Below are 22051 nucleotides of genomic sequence, written 5' to 3' on the forward strand. Positions count from 1 at the left end.
CGCCCCTCTTCGCGTGAGCGGTCGTCGGTAACGAGGCCATCACCCATGCGAAACCCGAACTAATAACAAAACCCGCGATATGGATCCGGGACGAAACCTTCGCCTCACCCGTCGTGCCGCGTGCATGCCGGTGTAACACGATGTTTCTCCGATCCAGCATTTGCACCCACAAAAAACAGCGAGGATAAATCCATGCTCGAAGTCATCAACGACTTCCTCTCAGGGAAAGTACTGATCGTGCTCATTGTCGGGCTCGGTAGCTACTTCACGATTCGCTCGCGTTTCGTTCAACTGCGTCATTTCTTCCACATGTTCGCGGTGTTCCGCGACAGCCTCAAAGGCAGCGCCGGGCAGCTCAGCTCGTTTCAGGCCTTGATGCTCAGCCTCGCCGGCCGCGTCGGTGCAGGCAACATTGCCGGTGTTGGCATCGCCGTGACCCTCGGTGGTCCGGGTGCGGTGTTCTGGATGTGGGTAACCGCACTGGTCGGCATGTCCAGCAGCTTCTTCGAGTGCACCCTGGCCCAGGTCTACAAGCGCGCGGATGGCGACGGCCTGTACCGTGGCGGTCCGGCCTACTACATCCAGCACGGGCTCAAGCTCAAAGGCATGGCGATAGTCTTCTCCGTTCTGCTGCTGGTCACCTACGGCTTCGCCTTCATCGGCCTGCAGTCCTACACCGTGACCCACTCGCTGCAGAACGCCTTTGACTTCAACCCACAACACACCGGTATCGTCCTCGCGGTGCTGCTGGCCATCACCTTTATCGGCGGCATCAAGCGCATCGCTTCGGTCTCCGACCTGCTGGTGCCGATCAAGACCCTGGCCTACATCGGCGTGACCCTGTACGTGATCGGCACCCAGATCGAACACGTGCCGGCCATGCTGGAAACCATCTTCAAGAGCGCCTTCGGCCTCGACCCGGCCTTTGCCGGCCTGCTCGGCAGTGCCATTGTCATGGGCGTGAAGCGTGGCGTGTTCGCCAACGAGGCGGGTCTGGGCAGTGCGCCGAACGTCGCCGCCGTCGCCGCCGTCAAGCACCCGGGCGCGCAGGGAGTGGTCCAGGCTTTCAGCGTGTTCCTCGACACCTTCGTGATCTGCACCTGCACCGCGCTGCTGATCCTGCTGTCGGGCTTCTACACCCCGGGCTTCGAAGGTGACGGCATCGTCCTGACCCAGAACTCGCTGGCTGCCGTGGTCGGTGACTGGGGTCGCATGTTCGTCAGCGTCGCGCTGTCGCTGTTCGTCTTCACCTGCATCCTCTACAACTACTACCTGGGCGAGAACAGCTTGCAGTTCCTCAGCCGCAACCGCGCCCTGCTGATGCTGTTCCGCGGCCTGGTGCTGGCGCTGGTGGTGTGGGGTTCGATGCAGGACCTGACGACAGTGTTCGCCTTCGCCGACATCACCATGACCTGTCTGGCCTTCGTCAACCTCGTGGCCCTGGCCATGCTGTTCAAGGTCGGCCTGCGGGTGATGCGCGACTACGATGAGCAGCGTCGCGCCGGCGTCAAACAGCCAGTGTTCGATTCGAGCAAATTCGCCGACCTGGATCTGGATCGCAACGCCTGGCCGGTCAACCCGCCAGCAGCGGCGGGCCAGACTGAAACTGCGCCGCAAGGCGTACCTGCAGCGCAACGCTGACAGGTGAATGACGGGCGCATCCCCTGCGCCCGTCAGTTATTGTGATGCAATAACTTGCAGGAGTGAGCCTGCTCGCTCCTGCAAGGCCCTCATCGTTTCGGAGAATCCTATGAGCTCGTCGACCTATCCCGCCGCTCAACACGTCATGGTGCTCTACACCGGTGGCACCATCGGCATGCAGGCCAGCGCCAACGGGCTGGCCCCGGCGTCCGGTTTCGAAGCGCGGATGCGCGACTACCTGCACAGCCAGCCTGAGCTGGTAGTGCCGCAGTGGCAGTTTCGGGAAATGTCTCCGCTGATCGACAGCGCCAACATGACCCCGGCCTACTGGCAGCAACTGCGCGAAGCGGTGGTCGATGCCGTGGACGTGCAAGGCTGCGACAGCGTGCTGATCCTGCACGGCACCGACACGCTGGCGTACAGCGCGGCGGCGATGAGTTTTCAGTTGCTCGGCCTACATGCCCGCGTGTGTTTCACCGGCTCGATGTTGCCGGCGGGCGTGACCGACAGCGATGCCTGGGAAAACCTCGGCGGCGCGCTGGTCGCCCTCGGCCAGGGCCTGGCGCCGGGCGTGCATTTGTACTTCCACGGTGAACTGCTGGCGCCGACCCGCTGCGCGAAAGTGCGCAGCTTCGGCCGCCATCCGTTCAAACGCCTGGAGCGTCAGGGCGGTGGTGTGAAGGCGCCTTCGATTCCAGTCGCGCTGAACTACAACCAGCCGAAGCAACTGGCGAAAGTCGCGGTGTTGCCGCTGTTTCCCGGGATCAGTGCCGAGGTTCTCGACGGTCTGCTCGACAGCGGCATTCAAGGTCTGGTGCTGGAATGCTACGGCAGCGGGACCGGGCCGAGCGACAATCCAGAGTTCCTCGTCAGCCTTGGCCGCGCACGGGATAACGGCGTGGTGGTGGCTGCAGTGACGCAATGCCATGAAGGTGGGGTCGAGCTGGATATCTACGAGGCTGGCAGCCGCTTGCGTGGGGTCGGCGTGTTGTCCGGTGGCGGCATGACGCGCGAGGCGGCGTTCGGCAAGTTGCATGGTTTGCTGGGGGCCGGGCTGGAAACGGCTGAAGTGCGTCGATTGATCGAACTGGATTTGTGTGGTGAGTTGATCTGAGCACGGCGCTGGATTGCCCCTCACCCTAACCCTCTCCCAGAGGGAGAGGGAACTGATCGTAGTGTCTTGCGCTATACACCGACCTGATAAACAGTGTCGATTACGGATTCGGCGGCGGTGTCTCACGTCGGTGTATTTCTGCAATATCCCCCGTTCGGCCCCCTCTCCCTCTGGGAGAGGGCTGGGGTGAGGGCCTGCGGCATGCAACTTGCTGCGTTCCAGCCACCTCCAGGCTGGAAGATCCCATGCTCCACTCCCACCTCACCACCCTCAACGCGGTCTCGCTGATCCTCAACACGTTCAAGGCCGAAGGCCTGTCGAGTGAGGCGCTGCTGGCTGGCAGCGGCATCGTGGCGGCCGATCTGCAGCGTGCCGATACGCGCATCACCACCCATCAAGAGATGCAGGTCTGCACCAACGCGGTCGCGCTCAAACGTGACATCGGCCTTGAGTTGGGCCGGCGCATGCACGTGTCCTGTTACGGCATGCTCGGTTACGCCCTGCTGACCTGTGCCACCTTCGGTGACGCTTTGCGTCTGGCGATCCGTTATCCGGCGCTGTTGGGCACGTTGTTCGAACTGAGCCTGGAAGACGATGGCGAGCAGGTCTGGTTCGTCGCTGCTGATTACCGTGAAAGCCCGGCGATGGCGGTGTTCAACGCCGAATTCTGTCTGGTGTCACTGAAAGTCATCTGCGACGACTTGCTCGGCCATCCGCTGCCGCTGCGCGCCACGCGCTTCGAACATGCAGCGCCGGACTATCGCGACAGCTACGCCGAACCCTTCGACTCGCCGCTGCACTTTTCGGCCAAGGACAACGCCTTCGCCTTCGACCGCCACTGGCTCGAGCAGCCGCTGCCGCTGGCCGACGCGATCACCCATCAGGCGATGGCAGAGCGCTGCCGCAAACAGAATCTGGAGTTCACCGGACGCCAGGCCTGGCTGGGGCGGATTCGGCAGTTGCTCAGCGCACAATTGAATGCCGCGCCGGGACTGGAAGGTCTGGCACAGCAGATGAAGTGCTCACCGCGCACCCTGCGTCGGCATTTGAAAGACATGGGCAGCAGCTATCAGGAACTGCTCGATGAACTGCGCTTCGAACGGGCCAAGCAGATGTTGTGTGAGGATCAGCTGCCGATCTATCGGATCGCCGAGACGCTGGGCTTCAGCGAGACCGCGAGTTTCCGCCATGCGTTTGTGCGCTGGAGCGGCGTGGCGCCGAGTCAGTTCAGACCGCATTGATGGCTGCTCCAGGCATGAGCCTGCATGAACAAGGGGCGAATTTCGGTCAGAGGTTTTGGCCATATCTATCCCCTTTTGGCCGCTCCCGACGTTCTCCGATTCAACTTGCGCCGCAACACTGAAGACCACCGAATCAGCCTTGCGGAGAACAACAAATGCTGACGATCTACTCAGACGATCACCACTTGCACCATGGCCGCTGCGAACTCATCGATGGCCAGCTCAAGCCGTGCTTCGAGATGCCGTCGCGTGCCGACCATGTGCTGCAACGCGTGCACAAGCAAAACCTCGGTGCGGTCGAAGCGCCGAAGGATTTCGGCCTGGAGCCGATCGCGCGCATTCACAGCCGCGGCTATCTGGAGTTTTTCAAAGGTGCATGGCAGCGCTGGACCGAGTTCAACACTGACGGCGACTTGCTGCCTTACACCTGGCCGGCGCGCACCCTGCGTGCGATCAAACCGACCAGCCTGCATGGCCAGCTCGGTTATTACAGCTTCGACGGCGGCGCGCCGATTACCGCCGGCACCTGGCAAGCGGCCTACAGCGCAGCGCAAGTGGCCCTTACCGCGCAGGCTGAAATCCAGCGTGGCGCACGCGCGGCCTTCGCCCTGTGCCGTCCGCCGGGACATCACGCCGCCAGCGACTTGATGGGCGGTTATTGCTACCTCAACAACGCCGCCATCGCCGCTCAGGCCTTTCTCGATCAGGGCCACAAGAAAGTCGCGATTCTTGACGTCGACTACCACCATGGCAACGGCACTCAGTCGATTTTCTACGAACGCAGCGATGTCCTGTTCACTTCGATCCACGGCCACCCGGAAGCGGAGTTTCCGTTCTTCCTCGGCTATGACGACGAGCGCGGCGAAGGTGCCGGTGAAGGTTTCAATTTCAACTATCCACTGCCGGCCGGTTCCGGCTGGGATGTGTGGAGCGCGGCGCTGGATCAGGCCTGCGACGAGATCGCTCGCTATGGCGCCGACATCATCGTCGTCTCCCTCGGCGTCGACACGTTCAAGGACGACCCGATCTCGCAGTTCAAACTCGACAGCCCGGATTATCTGGCCATGGGCAAACGCATCGCCGCCCTCGGCAAGCCGACCCTGTTCGTCATGGAAGGTGGCTACGCGGTGGAGGAAATCGGCATCAACGCGCTGAACGTGCTGGAAGGTTTTGAACAATGAAAAAGCGACTGATCGCCTCGGCGCTGTGCGCGGCTCTGCTCAGCGCTGGCGCCTACGCCGAAGAACGCACGCTGCGCGTCTATAACTGGTTCGACTACATCACGCCCAAGGCGCTGGACGACTTCAAGGTACAGAACAGCCAGACCAAACTGATCTACGACATCTTCGACACCAACGAAGCGCTCGAGGCCAAGCTGCTCACCGGCAACTCCGGCTATGACGTGGTGGTGCCGTCCAACGTGTTCCTCGCCAAGCAGATCGAGGCCGGGGTGTTCCAGCCGCTGGATCGCAGCAAACTGCCGAACTGGAATCACCTTGATCCGAAACTGATGAAGCTGATCGAGGCCAACGACCCGGGGAACAAGTTCGCCGTGCCATACATGTACGGCACCATCCTGATTGGTTTCAACCCGGCCAGGATCAAGGCGGCCCTGGGCGACAACGCGCCCGTGGACAGTTGGGACCTGATCTTCAAAGAGGAAAACATCAGCAAGCTCAAGCAGTGCGGCGTCGCCCTGCTCGACTCGCCGTCGGAGATTCTGCCGCTGGCTCTGCAACACCTCGGCCTCGACCCCAACAGCGAGAAGCCGGCGGATTACGCCAAGGCCGAAGCGCTGCTGATGAAGATCCGCCCTTACGTGACGTATTTCCATTCCTCCAAGTACATGGCTGACATTGCCAACGGCGACATCTGCGTGGCCGTCGGTTATTCCGGCAGCTTCTCGCAAGCGGCCAACCGCGCCAAGGAAGCGAAAAACGGCGTGGTGGTCGATATGCGTTTGCCGAAAGAAGGCGCGCCGATCTGGTTCGACATGCTCGCCATTCCCAAGGGCGCGAAGAACACCGAGGACGCCTACACCTTCATCAACTATCTGCTGCAACCGGCGGTGATTGCTCCGGTCAGCGACTTTGTCGGTTATCCAAACCCGAACAAGGACGCCACCGGCCTGGTCGATCCAGCCATTCGCAACAACCCGAACCTGTACCCGACCGATGCGGCAATGAGCACGCTCTACACCTTGCAGCCGCTGCCTCGGGATGCCGAACGCGCACGCACGCGGGCCTGGACGAAAATCAAGTCCGGGACCTGAAACCGGCTCGTTTGCCGAAGACCCGCCGAGGCGGGTCTTTTTTTTGCCTGGCAGCTTTATCTACCGCACGGGTCGCTGTCGCGCCTTTTAACTTGACCTGCTCCGCCGCCCTCGCGGCGTCCCGACAGAGCAGGAAACCACCATGACCGCCATTCCCAAAGCCAGTGCCGTCGATATCGTGACTCAGCTGGTTACCGGCCCCTCGCTGCAAGAAGTTGCATCAAAAACGCTGCGCGAAGCCCTCAAGACGTTGTATCCGAATCTCGACATAGACCCGCGTCTGGCGATGGTCGTGCAACCCACCTGGGCCATTGTGGAGGGTCGAGTGGTACCCGACGGGTATCAGGCTGGATCGCTGACCAACGCCCTGGTGCGGCTCGGCCTGTCCGGTACCACGGTGACGTACCTCGATGGTGAGCATTACCTGACCCTGCAACCCGGCGTGCCCGCCCCTGCGCATCTGCCGGTGAAGATCGATGCGATCGGCCTGTTGCTCAACGAACTGGCACCGCTGCTGTTCATCGCCTACAAGGAACAGCACGTCGACTACTGGGACGAGTTCACCTATCCCGGGCAACCACGCTGGCAGCAATTGTCCGAGGCACTGCGCAACCTGTGGAACGTCGATGCCAGCGTCGGCTGGGATGCCGATGAAATCGCCATGGCCCAGGCGATTTTCAAACAGCCCGACCCGCAACAACGCCTGGCCCCCGCCCCGTACTCGGCAAAGGCATATCTGATTGATCTCGATCGGGGGAACGCCGACACGCAAAGCCACTTGACCCTGCTCGACGCCGCAGTGTTGGTCGGCAGCATCGCAGACCGTACGTTGATTCTCACCCACGCGATTACTCAGGGCTTTCAGCGTTTCGATTCACTGGAGGAACTCGGCGAGGCTCTGCTGCGGATATATGGCGCAAACGCCACGGGCGAAGATCTCAAGTGGCGGCTGGTCGAACCCCAGGGCAATTTCTTCGACCAGCAGGCCTGCACCCTGATTTCCCTGGAAGCGGATGCCTTGGGCAAAATCAGTTTTTTTCAGGACTCCCCTGATAAACGCGTCTATCCGCATACCGGCACGGCCGGCAAACCGGCACAACCGACACCGCGCCTCGAAGCGCACTTCGAGCGTTTACAGCCGATGCTTCCGGACTGGCTGAACGACGCCTTGCCCATCGATCAGACACGTTACAGCCGGCACCTGCTGGACCTGACGACGCTGCAGCACGAGAACAACGGCAAATCCTTTCAGAACGAAATCACCAGCCTGCAGGCGTTCACTCGGGCAGCGCTGATCAAACAGATTCTCAAGGAGCAGCCCGACGCCAAAGACGTGAACATCGACAACATCGAAATCACCATCACCAGTCTCGTGGTCTGGGGCACGTTTGTGTTGCCGGGAAATACTCAGACTCAGACATGGACGCTGACCGAGCTTGCCCTGCAAAACCTCGCCGGCCTGCCCTTGGGCAACAAGACTGTGCGGTACAAGGATGGCAGCCCGGTACCCGAGTGGATGAGCGCGACTTTTCTGGAGAAGCTGGTCAGCGCCGTCGACATTGGCAAGACCTACCCGGCGCATCTCAAGGCCGTACTGATAGACGACTCAGTGCAAGCGTCACGGTTGGAAAGGCTCTATACCAGTCAGCTACGCGTCGAGCTGCCATTGCTGGCGTTGCAGCACAAGATCCAGGGCAGAGCCGGCATTGACGAATCGGGTTATCGATACGTGGTTGCCGCATTGGCCACGACTGACGCAGAACGCTACGTCGATGGTGAGGAAATCGTCATTCGCCCATTGGCGTTCGTGGCCCATCGCAGCCGCTCCACCGCAGACACTGTCGACAACATGTATGTCATAGGCCCGCGCGATGCCGACAAAGGGCCGTGCGTGCTGTATCGACCGTTGTTCGACAAGGCTCTGCTGCAATATCCGGGATTTGCCAATCTGCTCTTTGCGATCCAGCATTCGCGACATCTGCGCGATTCGGTACTGGCCTGGTTGCCGGACGATGTGCGCTTCAATTACAGCCAGTTCGTCTTCACCGCCAGGCTGCCCTCGGTGTGGACGATCCCGCAACTGATGATCAACCCGACCACAGCACTGGACATGTCCGGCGCGGTCGCGCTGGGCACTCAGGTGATCGCCAGCGATGTCCTCGCCACCCTGCACGAACGCAACGTCAAGGCGCTTGTCACTCAAGCCGACCGGCAATCGGTATCCGATGCAGAAGCACGCTGGGCCTCGCTGAAACAGGGTGGCTGGGTGATGCTCAATGCCGCACTGCCGTTTCTGGGCCGCAGCGTAGGTACAGCGGCGTGGATCTGGCAGATCATGGATGATCTGCAGGAAATCACCGACGGCGCCAACGAGCAATCGGCGAAAGTCGCCTGGACGGCCATCGCCGATATCCTCCTGGCGCTGGGCATGGTGCTCGCCCATCGTGCGGCAATGGGTGATGCGCCATCGACGCCCGTGGCCACAACGCTCGAAGAGGACACAGCAACGAGCAAACCTGCCGCCAGAATCGTCAAAGCGCTGCGCCAGCCGGACATCACCGGCCCGCAATTGACCGAAGCCCATGGCACATCGATTGACAGCATCACGGCGCTGAAACGATCCCCGTTGGCCCTCGCCAAGCTGTTGGATACGTTCAACCTCGCCAAGCCCAAAGGGCTTGGCGCTGCCACCAGAGAGGGTGCGCAGCGAGGCCTCTACGCCCACGCAGACAAATGGTACGCCCGCGTCGGTGAACGCTGGTTCGAAGTCGCGCGCAACGCGCATGGCGATGTGCACATCGTCGATACGCGTCAGCCCACCCGACCTGCCGGACCCAGGCTGGCCTATACCGCCAACGGCCAGTGGGTAATCGATCTGCGCTTGCGTCTGCGCGGCGGCGGATTGGAAGAAGGTCGCCAAGCCGCGCAAGGCATAAGAACCAAGGAGGTGGCCATATTGGCCGAGCAGATTACTGCATTCGATTTGACGATGGAGAGCAAAGGGAGCCGTCTCGATGCAGACCGCAACAGCCTGCACGATGCCCCTGCGCAGGCACGTGAGCAAGCGCTTGCGCAGTACCTTGCCACGCTCGATTCACAGCACAACGAATATGCCGCAAACATTAAGCTGATCAAGAAACTCAACTGCAAGCAATCCATTCCCAACTACCGCACGGTAATGCCGGAGCGGTTGGACATGCAGTTGTTTCTGGGACAGGAGTGGCTGAGTAATAACGCTTCGGATTACCAGCAGCGGGTACTGGCGGTGCAGGCGATACTCGACGACGAACTGCGCAGCGAATCGCAGGCAGCCACCTCTGCGTTCGAACAGTTGAACGATGTCACTCAAACCATTATCGAGAAAATGGAGTCGGCTGAAGCCTGCATGAAGGAGCTCACCAGGCTGGGACCGGATGGCTTTGATATAAAGCAGAAATACAACATCAGCCTTGCGCCCTACCCGCTGGATGATCTGAAGACTTTGCAGATCAGTCTCGGCCAGTACACCTGCATCAAGCCCGGCGATTCCACCGCTCATGTCGAGGCACAACAAGCGCTGGCCGGTCTGTTCGAAGATGCTGCGCTGAACGTTCAGAGTTCACGGGACCTGAGCGCCGATGAAAGCCTCAGTGATCTGCGCATACGCATCGACGCCCTGAGCCAGGTGAGCGAACAGTTTGCTTCCGTGGACAAGCGATTCGATGACCTGGCGAGTGAATATTCCGAACACATACACACGGAGCGACTCAAGCAGTTGCAGGCGCGCGTGGCCGCATTCAAGGAAAGCGCCGACAATCGACTCGCCGATCTGTTGCGCTACCGGCATTTACTGGTGCCGCAAGCCGGTCCGTCGAGACCTTCCCCGTCATCTTCGAATCGGCAGATCATCAAGACGCGCAACAAGGGCATCCTGGTCGGCGAACGGAAAAAAAGCCTCGACGGCAAAGACACCGATCTGGTCGAGGTCAGTACAGCACTGACGAGAGTCATCGCGACATTCAAGGAGGAGTCGCCAGGTATCTGGGTCGAACAGAATGCACGGCCGGCACCGTCGCTAAAAGCCCGGCCCAACCTCAACAACAGCATCAGCGCAGGGCAGGCCTTGATCGACGGGCTGGCGGCGTTCCATCGGCGCATCGAGGCGCGCCTCAAACGCGGCTCGCGCATTCCGGTGGAAGTCGAAGAGGAATACCACAACCACGCCGCCCTGTTGCGCAAGGCCGGTGCCGCCATCGATGAAGCGTTGACGGTGAGTAACCTCACCGCAGCTCTGCATGAACCGTCCGAAACGCTCAACCACAAGCTCGACGCTGCGGCTACGACGCTGGAGGAAAAGGGCACCAGCACGCGAATCCGTCTGGTCAAGCAACAACTACCAACAGCCGCCGGGGTCGAGTGGCTCAAGGACAAGGGCGAAGTGAACATTTCGAAAACCCTGACCCGACGGCGCCTGAGGCGCCATAAGAATGACTTCCTCGACGAGTATCAGATTCGTGATGCGCATACCGACAAGGTCCTCTGCTATGCGCATTTCCATTACAGCAGCGCCGACGCGCCCGATGGCGCATTTTTGCGTGGACACATGAAGACAGTTGCCCAGCACCGCCTCGGAGGCACCTCTGAAATAACCGATGTGGATAATCAGAGGCTGATCGAAATCCATCGCAGCGAAATTTCCAGTCGCAGCGCCGAAACGCTGTTCTTCAATCTCGCCAAGCCTGCCGCAGACGCGACAGCGCCGCTTTGATTGCTGGCTCTGGTACAGCAGCGAACCCCAACACCAGGCCGGCGCGCTTATCCATGGGCGTAGTCGAATCGGGGAGCCAGTAGCTGCTCAGGCCGTTGATTTCGACATCGACCTCAGCGGCCTGAGCGATCAATTGCTGCTCGCGCTCGATGCTGTCCACGGCGACGGTCAAGTGCAGCCCGGCCGGCACGGCGGGCAGTTGACCGACGCCGGCGACCGTCGGCCAGCCTTCGAGCAGGCAGTTGCGTCGGCTCAGCGCAGCCCGGCGCATGCGGCGGATATGCCGCTGGAAATGCCCGGCGGCCATGAATTCGGCCATCACCGCTTGCGTGCTGACCTCCGAGTGCCGCACATCGACGGCGCGGCGTTGCGCGAACGCCTCGACCAGCGCGGGCGGCAGCACCAGATAGCCCAGGCGCAACGCCGGAAAAGCGACCTTGCCGAACGTACCGACGTAGAGCACACGCCCCTGACGATCAAGTGCCGCCAACGGTGCCAGCGGTGCGCCGGTGTAGCGATACTCGCCGTCGTAATCATCCTCGACGATCCAGCCGCCGACACGTTCGGCCCAGGCGAGCAACTCCAGACGCCGGGCCAGGCTCATCACCACACCGGTCGGGTACTGATGAGACGGCGTCACGTAAGCCACTCGACAATCGCTGAGCTGAGCCATGGCGCTGCAATCGATGCCGTCGCTGTCCACCGCCACCCCATGCAATTTCGCCCCCGCTACAGCGAAGGCATGCCCGGCGGCGCGATAGCCCGGATTCTCGATCGCCACACCGTCCCCAGGCTCGACCAGCAGCTGTGCACAAAGGCTGATGCCCTGCTGCGCGCCACTGGTGATCACAATTTGCTCAGCCGTGCACTGCATGCCCCGCGAGCTGCGCAAATACGCAGCAATCATGCCGCGCAGCCGCGCGTCACCGGCCGGGTCGCCGTAACACAGCTGTTGCAGATCCGGTTTACGCCAGAAAGCCGCGTTGAGCTTGGCCCAGACCTCGAACGGATACAGATCGAATGCAGGCACACCCACCCGAAAAGCACGCGGCGGACCGCTCGGTGGTCGCGGCAAATGATGCTTTTCAATGCAGGAAAATCCGTCGCTGTGGATAACTTTGCTGGATGAATTTACAGGTAAATCCAGCCAATTTGTGGATAAGGCTGTGGGTAAGGCTGTTGACAAGCCTGTGGATGAATTTGTGGATAGTTTTTTCTCAGGCGTGGATGCCTGAGCCAATTGCGCCACGTAAGTACCGTCGCCAACGCGCCCTTCGATAAAGCCCTCGGCATACAACTGATCGTAGGCGCGCACCACGCTGTTGCGGGAAATGCCCAGCGCCGAGGCCAGGTCTCGGCTGGCCGGCAATCGCGTGCCACTGGCCAGACGTCCATCCAGCACCCTCAGGCGCAGAGCCTGATAGAGCTGGCGGCTCAGGCCCTGACGGCGATCAAGCTCTATACCGGCCGGGTTGAAGGGCATCGACAAGGGTGGCAGATCAGGCATGGCGAATGGACCTATGAAATGGCTCAGCAATGGCTCTTACAACGGACCAATAGCCTGCCTAGGATGCAGGCATTCGCCAAGGAAAATCTGTCCATGTACACGCCACGCGCCTTTGCCATCGAAGACTTGTCCCAACTGCACGAACTGATCCTCGCCACGCGCCTGGCCATTCTGGTCAGCCACGGCGAAAGCGGCCTGCAAGCCAGCCACGTGCCGGTGCTGCTGCATCGCGAACAGGGCGAATACGGCACGCTCTACGGCCATCTGGCCAAGGCCAATCCGCAGTGGAAAGACCTGCGTGACGGCGCCGAGGCCATGCTGATCTTTGCCGGACCAGACGCCTACGTCAGCCCAAGCTTGTATCCGAGCAAGGCCGAGCACGGCAAGGTCGTGCCGACCTGGAACTACATCGCCGTGCACGCCTACGGCCAGGCTGAGACCTTCAGCGATGGCGGCCGCTTGCTCGACATTGTCAGCACCCTCACCGACCGTCACGAGGCAGGCCGTGCCCAGCCGTGGTCGGTCGACGATGCGCCGGCCGACTACATCGACACCATGCTCAAAGCCATCGTCGGCTTCGCCATTCCCATCGACCGCCTCGAAGGCAAACGCAAGCTCAGCCAGAACCGCAGCGCCGAAGATATTGCCGGGGTGCGCGAAGGCCTCGCCGCAAGCCCCGACGCCAACGACCAAACCCTTGCCAGCCTGATGCGCTAAGGATCTACCCATGACCCAGATCGACATTCGCCCGGTCAGCGCCAATGACCACGCCGCTTGGCTGCCGCTGTGGCAGGCGTACCTGCGCTTCTACAACACGGAACTGCCGGACGCTGTCACCCAAAGCACTTGGCAGCGTTTTCTCGACCCGAACGAACCGACCCACGCCGCCCTCGCCTGGGCTGAAGGCAAAGCGCTGGGCATGGTGCATTACATCTATCATCGCTCGAACTGGAGCATCGAAAATTCCTGCTATCTGCAGGATCTGCTGGTGGTGCCGGAAGCCCGTGGCACCGGTGTCGGTCGGCTGTTGATCGAGCATGTCTACGCTACCGCCAAGGCTGATGGTTGCTGCAAAGTCCACTGGCTGACCCATGAAACCAACGCCACCGCGATCCAGCTCTACGAGCGCATCGCTGAACGCCCGGGCTTCATCCAATTTCGCAAGGCACTGTAAGGAGACGCGCACATGACCGCTTCACTCGCTGACTGGAAAGGCGTCCCCGCCCCCTCCGCCACCCTGCTCGAGGGCCGTTTCATTCGTCTGGAAAAACTCGACCCGGCGCGGCATGCCGAGCAACTGTACGCCGCCCTCGAAGGGCCCGGTGCCGATCCGAAGCTCTGGGATTACTTGCCTTACGGTCCGTTTCCCGAGCGCAGTGCGTTCAACGACTGGCTGAACAATCATGCGGCCAACAGCGACCCGTATTTCTTCAGCGTCATCGACCCCGCGACTGGTCAGGTGCAAGGCATCCTCAGCCTGATGTCGATCGTCCCGGCGCAGGGCCGCATCGAAATCGGCCACGTCACTTTCGGTGCGCCAATGCAACGCTCGCCGAAAAGCACCGAGGCGGTGTACCTGCTGGCCAAGTATTCGTTCGAGTTGGGTTACCGGCGCCTGGAATGGAAGTGCAACAACGGCAACGCCCGCTCCAAATACGCGGCGGAGCGTCTGGGTTTCAGCTTTGAAGGCGTCTTCCGCCAGCATATGGTGGTCAAGGGGAAGAACCGCGACACCGCGTGGTATTCGATTCTGGATGGGGAATGGCCAGCGATTGGTGCTGGGTTCGAGCGCTGGCTGAGCGATGAAAACCAGACGCCTGATGGCCAGGTGAAAGGCTTGGCCGAGTGCCGTAGCTGATCGTCACAAAGCCCCTGCTCGCGAAGGCGCTGTGGCAGTCACTGAAATATTGACTGACTGACCGCTTTCGCGAGCAGGCTCGCTCCCACAATTGGCGGGGGCAGGCTTATCGACGCAGCTTCTGCGCCAGCACCGCAATGTGCTCCGGGCCGATCCCGCAGCAACCACCCAGATGACTGGCGCCGCGCTGTTGCCAGTCCAGCGCCCAGTGCAGATACCCCGGCGGATCGAGATCGTCACGCAACGGGTCGAGCCCGTCGTTGGCCGTGGCTTCTTTCGGTTGCGGAGGAAACGCGTTGGCATACGCGCCGATGTTGATCGTGACGCCGAGACGCTCAAAGGTTGCGCGCGCCGCATCGATAGCCGCGCCAATCACTTCAGGCTGACTGCAATTGAACAGCAGGGTTTCGACGCCGAGTTCAGCCGCCACCGCAGCCGCTTCGGCTACCGGCTCACCGGAGCGCAGGCGTGGCACTTCATCGGTGTCTTCATCCTTGAGGGTGAACGACAGCCAGAACGGTTTACCGTCCTTCGGCAACCCGGCGTGAATGGCCCGCGCCTCGATAATCGAACTCTGGGTTTCCGCCAGCCACAGATCAACATGCGGGGCCAACCCATTGACCAGCGGCGTCAGCAGCTCGGTCACGCGATCCGCTTCGAACAGATCTGGACGATACGAACCAAACAGCGGCGGCAACGACCCGGCAACACGCACTGGCTTGCCGGATGCCTGCACCGCCCGCCGCGCCAACTCCCCCGCCAGTGCCGCGAGCGCCTGGCCCTCAGCCGCAAAGCGCGCCTCGCCAATGTGAAACGGCACCACCGCGTAACTGTTGCTGGTGATCACGTCCGCGCCGCTGTTGATGTACGCGGCATGCACCGCTTCGACCGCCTGCGGCGCTTCACTCAGCGCCAGTGCCGACCACTCCGGTTGGCGAAACGGCGCGCCGGCGCGTTGCAACTCGCGTCCCATGCCGCCGTCGAGAATGACCCTGTTCGCTGCGCCCATATGCTTTTCACTCATATGCTTATGAAAATAACTCACTATCAGAGTCGTTCTTATAACTATTTAATACGCACCACTCGGTTAATAACAACCTCTTTTTTCAACAGGAAGCGACTGTGAAACTCCAACCGCTATTGGCCCTGGGCCTGACCATTCTGGCCTCCACCCAAGCCTTCGGTGGCGCGACGCTGGATCGTGTCGAACAGAAAAAAGAGCTGGTCGGCGTGCTCATGGAAAGCTATCCGCCCTTCTCGTTTCTCAATGAGCAGAATCAACTCGACGGTTTCGATGTCGACGTTGCCAAAGCGGTGGCGGACAAGCTTGGCGTCAAACTGCGTCTGGAAACGCCGTCCTGGGACGTGATCGCCGCCGGGCGGTGGAGCGGGCGCTACGACATCTGCATCTGCTCGATGACCCCGAGCAAGGCCCGCGCCGAAGTGTTCGACTTCCCGGTCGAGTATTACGCCTCGCCAGCGGTAATCGTGGTCAACGCCAAGGACGATCGCATCCACAGCGCCAAGGATCTGAGCGGCAAAAAGGTCGGCCTGACCAGCGCCTCCAGCTACGAAAGTTATCTGAACAAGAACCTGGTCATCGAAGGCGCCGAGGATACGCAGTTGCAGTATCCGTTCGAGGATGTGCAGATCGCTCCGTACGACACCGACAAACTCGCCTTCCAGGATCTGGGCCTGGGCGCCGGCGTGCGCCTGGATGCGATCCTCACCAATCTGGTCACCGCACAGCCGCGCCTGAACCAGGACCAGCGCTTCAAATTGGCCGGCGAACCGCTCTACTCGGAACCGAACTCGGTGGCCATCGAAAAGGGTGATCCGCAGTGGGACGCCAAGGTGCGCGAGGTGTTTGTCCAACTGAAACAGGACGGCACTCTGAGCAAGCTGTCGCAGAAATGGATCGGCGCCGATATCAGCCAATGACTTCCTTTCCGACCCCGCCACAGCCACCGCAACCGGTGGCTGAAACACGCCTGCAAAAGCTCTTTGGTTTCCGTACGCGCCTGTACCTGACGTGGGCGGTGCTGTTCTGCCTGTTTGCCGGATTCTTCCTCAGCTTCGACCTGAAGTTCGCGATCATCCTCGACAAGCTGCCCAACCTCCTCGGCCTGAAGCTCGCGCCGAACGGCTTCCTGCAAGGCGCAGCGCTGACGCTGTTTCTCTGCGCCTGCTCGATCATCGCCTCGTCGCTGCTCGGTTTCATCACCGCGCTGGCGCGCCTGTCGAACAGCGCCGTCGCATTTGGCATCGCCAGTTTCTACACCTCGTTTTTTCGTGGCACGCCACTGCTGATCCAGATCCTGCTGATCTACCTCGGCTTGCCGCAACTGGGCATCGTCCCCGGCGCCATCGTCGCCGGCATCATTGCCCTGTCGCTGAATTACGGCGCCTACCTGAGCGAAATCTTCCGCGCCGGCATCCTCGGCGTCGATCACGGCCAACGCGAAGCATCCCTGGCGCTGGGCCTGCGCGAAAGCGTGATCTTCTGGCGCATCACCCTGCCCCAGGCCATGCGCACGATTATCCCGCCGACTACCAACCAGTTCATCTCGATGCTCAAGGACTCGTCGCTGATCTCGGTAATGGGCGTCTGGGAAGTGATGTTTCTCGCCCAGTCCTACGGGCGCTCAAGCTATCGCTACATCGAAATGCTCACCACGGCGGCGATCATCTACTGGCTGATGTCGATCGGGCTGGAGCTGATTCAAGCACGGATGGAGCGGCATTACGGCAAGGCGTATGTGCGGCGTGGCTGAAGCGTATTCAAACGGTGTCCCGGCGTATTCGCACAACGCCCATTTTCATGCCGAATGGGCGGAACACCGCGTTCAGCGACTTCAGGGTCTGATTGCCTTCGCCATGTTCGATATGCACCAGCGTGCGCACTGAAATCTTGCACATCTTCGCGAACTGGGACTGATGCAGACCGGTGACTTCGACCCGTAAACGGCGCACGGCGTCACCGATTTCCAGAGTGCCTTCGGCCAGTGATTCCTTGATGCTGTCGATAAGCGCCATGCGATCAAGGACAGTAAGGCCCCGTGCAGATTTGAGTTTACTCATGACGCGGCAGATTCGTTTTGTGAGAGGCGCAATTTAATGCAGCGTGATGACAGTTTTGGTAATTAAACTGCAACAAAATGCAGACGGGAGCCGCTGGGGCTTCAATCGACGCAAAACAATGCAGATGGACCCCCGACGTATGTCGCTGTGACCCATATAGGCTGTAGGAAAACGAACCGCCGCCACCGCGCAAAAGCCTTGTTTGCGAAATCCCGTGAGGATTTTCGACAGAACGATCCGACGTCGCCTGCACAGCATCAGGAACCGACCGACATCGTTTTTTTCAAGGCAGCAATAGAGTTGAGCCTTTCATACAAGGAGGTTGAACTCGATGCCTGCCCTACACAAATACCGTCCCCATCACCTCGCTCTGGCGATCGCGCTGACGATCGGATCTGCCGAGGCGTCCATCGAACAGCTGCCCGACGTCCAGGTTTCTGCGCAGATCAGCGAAGACAAAACCGCCAAGCCTCGAAAGAAGAAAACACCCACACCGAAAGTGGATCCTGATGACTTGTTTGCGATCAAGGAATTCATCGGCCCGCTGGAGCACACTTCTCCGTCGCCCGGGCAGGCCTCTGACGCGCCTTCGGTCGATGCCGTACGCGCGACGGTTGCGATCGAGGATTTCAGTCCGGCCTTTTATGAAGGGCTGGAGTTTCCAGAGTTCGTGGTGGAGGAAACCGGCGATGAGGAATTCGATCTCGTCGACCCGTTTGAACGCGACATGTTGGCGATCACGACGCAGCGCTCTTTTGTCTCGAGCCCGCTCGAGAATATCGACGGCGTATCCCTGCAACTGGGCGATGGAGATGACCTGCTGGTGATCAATAAGGGCGCCCGTTGGGACGGTCGCCTGGACGGTGGCAAAGGTGCGAACGGGTTGCTGTTCAATGCCGTAGAAGGCGGCGAGATCGGTGAGACGCGCAATTTCTCAGCCATGCGTATCGCACGTGGACAGTGGACCCTGCGTCACGCTTTCGAGGGTGATGCTGACGTCAAAGCCGACGCCGTGCTGCTCAACTACGCATCGATCAATGGTGTCGATGTCGACCCGGGAGCGGTCTTTGGCGGTTATGGACACGTGACGGGGCTATATGTCGCAGGAACCCTGCTTGCCAGCCAGCAACACGGCTCTCCCAATATCAAAGGCAATCTGACGCTCCATGAGGACGCTGTGTTTTCTTACGCCGTATCTGCCGACCGCGGCTCAGATCCCGTGCATGTTCAGGGCACCGCGAGCCTGGGGGGTGCGCGTGTCGAGATTTATGGCGTACCGGGCGACTACGCTCGTACCAATGAGTATCGGCTGTTGTCTGCAAACGTCATTGATGGCGAGTTCGGTGAGGTCACCACCAATCTGGCCTACATGACACCAACGCTCTCCTATGAGCCAAACGCGGTGAACCTGCACTACGTGCGCAACGATGTAGGGTACGAACAACTGGCCCGAACGCGCAGTGCTCGTTCGATTGCGCAGAGCTTGGATAATCGAGGGGCTTCCACTCAAGCTTTCGATATCGGCACCAACAGGGCCGTCGCCGCACTGCTGACCAGCGATAAAACCACCGCGCCCATCGCCCTCGATCAACTTGCCGCAGGCAGCAATGCCAACCTCGCCAAAGCCACGCTGAGCAGTATCACGCCGGTCAGTACGAGCATGCTTTCGGCAATGTGGCAGCTGGACAATCATTCCGCCTCGACCTACGGCTCGCGCAGTTCACCGCGTCAGGCCGCAGGCAACGAAGACTCCGGGCGGGTGTGGATTCAGGCGTTGGGCCTCGGCGGCAAGGTTGATCGCGACGCTGACGGTATCCTCCAACATGCCTCGCAAGGGCTGGTCGTGGGCGCCGACTGGCGACTCGACGAGCACTGGCATGTCGGCCTGCTTGGCGGCAAATCGCAGACGAAATTCGATGCCCGCCAGTACGACGGCGATCTCGACAGCTGGCATCTCGGCGCCTACGCCATGCGTCAGGATGGCCCGCTGTCACTGCGCCTCGGCGCGACCTACGCCAGCCATGACGGCAGCAGCACACGGCGGGTCGCGTTCAAGGGTTTCAGCGATCGTCTCAAGGGCAACTACGACGCCCATACTCAACAGGCATTCGCCGAAGTCGGGTTCAATCTGGGCCGGGATAGCATCACCCTCGAGCCCTACGCCAGCCTCGGCTATCAGCGTTATCAACGCGACAGCTACAACGAAAAGGGCGGCGACGCGGCGCTGAAAGTCTTCGGTCAGACTCGCGACAACTTCAGCAGCACCTTTGGCCTGCGGCTTGCGCAGATCAATACGCTGGATAACGGCATGCATTTGACCCCGCGCTTGAGCGCAGGCTGGAAACATACCTTCGGCGAGGTCGACAGCGACACCGGCCAGCAACTGCGCAAGGGCGGCAAGCGCTTTGAAGTGACCGGGGCGGCACTGGATCGGAACAGCCTCGCGGTGGATGCGGGCCTCGACCTTGGTCTTTCGGCGGCGCACACACTGGGCGTGGGCTTAACGGGTGAGCTGGGTAATGACAGCCGATCGTATGGCGTGGCGGGTCAATGGCGCATGGCGTTCTGATGGATCAAGCACGCCTCCTGTGGGAGCGAGCCTGCTCGTGAAAGCGCTGGATCATGCAAAGATGCTATTGGCTGACCTGGCGCATTCGCGAGCAGGCTCGCTCCCACATGTGGTCCCTGATGACCTGAGAAGGTAGGAAAATCACAGGCAAAAAAAGGGGAGCACATGCTCCCCCGAGGTTTAAAGCGTTGGATCGCGACTGTTATCTCAGCCTTCGATCTCGATGAGGATTTCGCCCGGGTTGACCCGGTCGCCCTTGGCCACATGAATCGCGGTGACCTTGCCGGCAATGGCGGCCTGGACTTCGGTTTCCATCTTCATCGCTTCGGTGATCAGTACCGCCTGGCCAGCCTTGACGGTGTCGCCCTCCTTGACCAGCACATCGACGATGTTGCCCGGCATGGTAGTGCTGACATGGCCTGGTGCCGAGGCCTGTTTGCGTTTGCTGCTGCCGCCGCCAACGAATTCGTTGAGCGGCTCGAACACCACTTCTTCCGGCATGCCGTCGATGGACAGATAGAAGTGGCGCTTGCCTTCAGCCTTGACGCCGACACCGGTGATGTCGACGCGATAGGTTTCGCCGTGGACGTCGATGACGAACTCGGTCGGCACGCCTTCGCCGCCCGCCGAAGCAACGGCGCCCGCTTCCGGGATTGGCAACAGCACTTCCGGCGTGAGGGTGCCGGCGGCACGCTCCTCGAGGAACTTGCGGCCGATGTCCGGGAACATGGCGAAGGTCAGTACGTCTTCTTCGGACTTGGCCAGCGCGCCGATATCGGCACGCAACTTGGTCATTTCCGGCTTGAGCAGATCGGCCGGGCGCACGTCGATGACGTCTTCGCTGCCGATCGCCTGACGGCGCAGTTTTTCATTGACCACGCCCGGTGCCTTGCCGTAGCCGCCCTGCAGATACAGCTTCACTTCGTTGGTGATGGTCTTGTAGCGCTCGCCGGCCAGCACGTTGAAAAACGCCTGGGTGCCGACGATCTGCGAGGTTGGGGTCACCAGCGGCGGGAAGCCAAGGTCTTCACGCACGCGCGGGATTTCTGCGAGCACTTCGCTCATGCGGTTCAGAGCGCCCTGCTCTTTCAACTGGTTGGCGAGGTTGGAAATCATCCCGCCCGGCACCTGGTTGACCTGCACACGGGTGTCGACGGCGGTGAATTCGCTTTCGAACTGGTGGTACTTCTTGCGCACGGCATAGAAGTACAGGCCGATTTCCTGGAGCAGCTCCAGATTCAGGCCGGTGTCGTACTCGGTGCCCTTGAGCGCGGCGACCATTGATTCGGTGCCCGGGTGGCTGGTGCCCGAGGCGAAGCTGGAGATCGCGGTGTCGATGTGGTCGGCACCGTTTTCGATCGCCTTGAGCTGGCACATGGCGGCCAGGCCAGCGGTGTCGTGGGAGTGGATGAACACCGGCAGCGACTGCTCGGCTTTCAACGCGCGCACCAGTTCACCGGTGGCATACGGGGTCAGCAGACCGGCCATGTCCTTGATCGCTACCGAGTCGCAGCCCATGGATTCCATTTGCTTGGCCTGGGTGACGAAAGCCTCGATGGTGTGCACCGGGCTGGTGGTGTAGGCGATGGTGCCTTGCGCATGTTTGCCGGCAGCCTTCACTGCTTCAATGGCAACACGCAGGTTACGCACATCGTTCATCGCATCGAAAATGCGGAACACGTCGATGCCGTTCACCGCTGCTTTGGCGACGAAGGCTTTGACCACGTCGTCGCTGTAATGGCGATAGCCGAGCAGATTCTGCCCGCGCAGGAGCATTTGCAGGCGGGTATTGGGCAGCGCCGCACGCAGTTGGCGCAGGCGCTCCCACGGGTCTTCCTTGAGAAAGCGCACACAGGCGTCGAACGTCGCGCCGCCCCAGCATTCCAGCGACCAGTAGCCGACCTTGTCGAGCTTGTCGCAGATCGGCAGCATGTCTTCGGTGCGCATGCGGGTGGCGAGCAGCGATTGGTGAGCGTCGCGCAGGATGGTGTCTGTTACGAAGATTTTCTTGCTCATTCTTG

16 protein-coding genes are annotated in these 22051 nt (G+C 60.8%); 12 read left to right on the plus strand and 4 right to left on the minus strand.

Features of this window, described 5'->3' with window-relative positions; translation table 11 throughout:
- The first annotated feature begins 192 nt into the window (after positions 1–192).
- The 6 genes from ACYSTU_RS06590 to ACYSTU_RS06615 all read left to right on the plus strand — a co-directional run bounded on the left by ACYSTU_RS06590 (position 193) and on the right by ACYSTU_RS06615 (position 11015).
- A complete protein-coding gene (locus tag ACYSTU_RS06590; protein ID WP_016772471.1) occupies positions 193–1641 on the plus strand; it encodes an alanine/glycine:cation symporter family protein in 1449 nt (482 codons plus the stop codon).
- 109 nt (positions 1642–1750) lie between these two features.
- Entirely contained in the window at positions 1751–2755 is a 1005-nt protein-coding gene (locus tag ACYSTU_RS06595; protein WP_498996924.1) for an asparaginase, read from the plus strand.
- A gap of 245 nt (positions 2756–3000) precedes the next feature.
- Positions 3001–3996, plus strand: coding sequence for an AraC family transcriptional regulator (locus ACYSTU_RS06600; protein ID WP_122880274.1), 996 nt, complete (start codon positions 3001–3003; stop codon positions 3994–3996).
- 155 nt (positions 3997–4151) lie between these two features.
- Entirely contained in the window at positions 4152–5177 is a 1026-nt protein-coding gene (locus ACYSTU_RS06605; protein ID WP_498996928.1) for a histone deacetylase family protein, read from the plus strand.
- A complete protein-coding gene (locus ACYSTU_RS06610) occupies positions 5174–6268 on the plus strand; it encodes a polyamine ABC transporter substrate-binding protein (RefSeq protein ID WP_206421358.1) in 1095 nt (364 codons plus the stop codon). The genes ACYSTU_RS06605 and ACYSTU_RS06610 overlap by 4 nt, the downstream gene beginning before the upstream one ends.
- Before the next feature lie 142 nt (positions 6269–6410).
- Positions 6411–11015 (plus strand): dermonecrotic toxin domain-containing protein, encoded by a 4605-nt coding sequence (locus tag ACYSTU_RS06615; RefSeq protein ID WP_498996931.1) that lies wholly within the window; start codon positions 6411–6413, stop codon positions 11013–11015.
- Here the strand turns inward: ACYSTU_RS06615 and pdxR are convergent.
- Positions 10972–12522: a MocR-like pyridoxine biosynthesis transcription factor PdxR gene (gene pdxR, locus ACYSTU_RS06620; protein ID WP_498996934.1), complete on the minus strand. Its 1551-nt coding sequence runs from the start codon at positions 12520–12522 to the stop codon at positions 10972–10974. The genes ACYSTU_RS06615 and pdxR overlap by 44 nt on opposite strands.
- A gap of 93 nt (positions 12523–12615) precedes the next feature.
- On the opposite strand from pdxR, the gene ACYSTU_RS06625 reads away from it, so the two are divergent.
- Genes ACYSTU_RS06625 through ACYSTU_RS06635 form a run of 3 tightly spaced genes read left to right on the plus strand, consistent with a single transcriptional unit; the run spans position 12616 to position 14380 of the window.
- The gene (locus tag ACYSTU_RS06625) at positions 12616–13239 is read left to right on the plus strand and encodes an FMN-binding negative transcriptional regulator (protein WP_073471070.1); all 624 of its coding nucleotides are present in this window, start codon (positions 12616–12618) and stop codon (positions 13237–13239) included.
- Positions 13240–13249: 10 nt separating this feature from the next.
- Positions 13250–13696 (plus strand): GNAT family N-acetyltransferase, encoded by a 447-nt coding sequence (locus ACYSTU_RS06630; protein WP_024014846.1) that lies wholly within the window; start codon positions 13250–13252, stop codon positions 13694–13696.
- 12 nt (positions 13697–13708) lie between these two features.
- Complete coding sequence (locus ACYSTU_RS06635; protein WP_498996937.1) at positions 13709–14380, plus strand: GNAT family N-acetyltransferase; 672 nt, start codon at positions 13709–13711, stop codon at positions 14378–14380.
- Between the two features lie 106 nt (positions 14381–14486).
- On the opposite strand, the gene ACYSTU_RS06640 is transcribed toward ACYSTU_RS06635, so the two are convergent.
- Positions 14487–15389, minus strand: a complete 903-nt coding sequence (locus tag ACYSTU_RS06640) for a homocysteine S-methyltransferase family protein (protein ID WP_110599764.1) — start codon at positions 15387–15389, stop codon at positions 14487–14489.
- Between the two features lie 113 nt (positions 15390–15502).
- Between ACYSTU_RS06640 and ACYSTU_RS06645 the strand changes: the two genes are divergently transcribed.
- Both ACYSTU_RS06645 and ACYSTU_RS06650 read left to right on the plus strand, forming a co-directional pair.
- Positions 15503–16321, plus strand: coding sequence for an ABC transporter substrate-binding protein (locus ACYSTU_RS06645; protein WP_498996940.1), 819 nt, complete (start codon positions 15503–15505; stop codon positions 16319–16321).
- Positions 16318–17154 carry an amino acid ABC transporter permease gene (locus ACYSTU_RS06650; protein ID WP_498996942.1) on the plus strand — a complete coding sequence of 279 codons (837 nt, stop codon included), beginning with the start codon at positions 16318–16320 and terminating at the stop codon, positions 17152–17154. The genes ACYSTU_RS06645 and ACYSTU_RS06650 overlap by 4 nt, the downstream gene beginning before the upstream one ends.
- Before the next feature lie 7 nt (positions 17155–17161).
- On the opposite strand, the gene ACYSTU_RS06655 is transcribed toward ACYSTU_RS06650, so the two are convergent.
- Entirely contained in the window at positions 17162–17461 is a 300-nt protein-coding gene (locus ACYSTU_RS06655; RefSeq protein WP_136493215.1) for a helix-turn-helix domain-containing protein, read from the minus strand.
- A gap of 331 nt (positions 17462–17792) precedes the next feature.
- On the opposite strand from ACYSTU_RS06655, the gene ACYSTU_RS06660 reads away from it, so the two are divergent.
- Complete coding sequence (locus ACYSTU_RS06660; protein WP_498997227.1) at positions 17793–20030, plus strand: autotransporter outer membrane beta-barrel domain-containing protein; 2238 nt, start codon at positions 17793–17795, stop codon at positions 20028–20030.
- 207 nt (positions 20031–20237) lie between these two features.
- Here ACYSTU_RS06660 and oadA read toward each other — a convergent pair whose 3' ends face one another.
- Entirely contained in the window at positions 20238–22046 is a 1809-nt protein-coding gene (gene oadA, locus ACYSTU_RS06665) for a sodium-extruding oxaloacetate decarboxylase subunit alpha (protein ID WP_498996945.1), read from the minus strand.
- Between the last annotated feature and the right edge of the window lie 5 nt (positions 22047–22051).

This window comes from Pseudomonas glycinis, assembly GCF_054871425.1.